Raw genomic sequence first — 1,265 nt, 5'->3', positions numbered from 1 at the left:
ACTATTAGCTGGTTTAGCACAACAAGCAAAAAAGATCGCCGCAGCGATCCATCATGAACTCAAGCACCCGTTACTTTAAGTACAATTCTTCACAATCTGTTCTGTTAATTGAATCCAAAATAGAAGATGCCTTATATTAAAGCATCGCACCTGTTAGTTATACTAGTCCCTTTTTAAACCAATATACAAATTTTTTAACAATATATAAAATAATTAAGTTACTGAAAAAACTAGCGAACCAGTTCCATTTTTTGAAAAAAATTAAAGAGCTGTATTTTTCAATGAAAAACGAATATGTTGTAATTGCTATTGTAAATACGAAAAAATGAATAAATATTCTTAGTTTCACTTTTTCCATAGGATACAAAGTAATAAAAAACACTCCAAATGTTGGATACACAAGATAATAAAGAGAAAAACTCATTTTTGTTGCAACATTAAATTCTCTAAATGGAAATTCCACCAACCCTGTTAATAATTGGATGTATTCATAAATCCATGTTATTGTTGAAACAAATAAAAATGTTATATGAGCAGTTCTTTTACTTTCTTTCGGTATGTATTTCAACATTAAAGAAATAGATATAAACCAAGAAAAAATTAGAATTAGAATTTCTTTAATCATCTGCCTTCAACCTTTACCAATCTTTTTTTAAACCAGAGATAATATCTATGGTTCAAAAATAATGAAATTATAACCGTTGATAAAGTCCAATACCATTTCCATTCGTGATATTCCACGAGAGTTGTGTACTTTTCAAGAACTACCTCACAAACAGTGAAGAAACCAGAAAATGCTATGTAATATATTAGGGCACCTTTAATTTTAGCTTTATTTGGATAATACAGACTAAAAAAAATCGCAACAATAGGAAAAATGAAAAATTCAAAAGCGAAACTCGACCTGTTATAATCATTTGCATATGGAAATAACTGAGTAGGATATTCGATCCATCCCATTTCAACTGCAAATAGACCAGCTGGCCAAGTAATTATTTGGAGAAACAAAAATAAAACACATGCATCTCTTGTTTTCTCTCTTGGCACCAATTTAAAAATTGCAATGATGCATAAAAACGAGAATCCTATTAAAATCCACCTTTCAAAATTCATTCGATTATTCTCCTAAAGAATTTATTTTAGTATTATCTTCTCTTTCTTTTTAAAAATACATTTTTATGTGAATAGGAAACCAAGATGATGCCTTAGTTTAATCTCATTAAATTACGGGGTAAAGTTCATTTAATTAATCCTCTATTTCAATC

2 protein-coding genes are annotated in these 1,265 nt (G+C 28.8%); both read right to left on the bottom strand.

Features of this window, described 5'->3' with window-relative positions:
- Window positions 1-157: 157 nt before the first annotated feature.
- A complete protein-coding gene (locus tag V7659_RS30360) occupies window positions 158-625 on the bottom strand; it encodes a CBO0543 family protein (protein ID WP_335543734.1) in 468 nt (155 codons plus the stop codon).
- On the bottom strand, window positions 622-1,113 hold the full coding sequence (locus tag V7659_RS30355) for a CBO0543 family protein (RefSeq protein WP_335543733.1): 492 nt from the start codon (window positions 1,111-1,113) through the stop codon (window positions 622-624). Before V7659_RS30355 ends, V7659_RS30360 begins: the two co-directional genes overlap by 4 nt.
- Between the last annotated feature and the right edge of the window lie 152 nt (window positions 1,114-1,265).

The sequence above is a fragment of the Neobacillus drentensis genome (assembly GCF_036966985.1).
GTDB lineage: Bacteria > Bacillota > Bacilli > Bacillales > Cytobacillaceae > Neobacillus > Neobacillus drentensis_E.
This window is presented reverse-complemented; position numbering and strand designations above follow the sequence as displayed.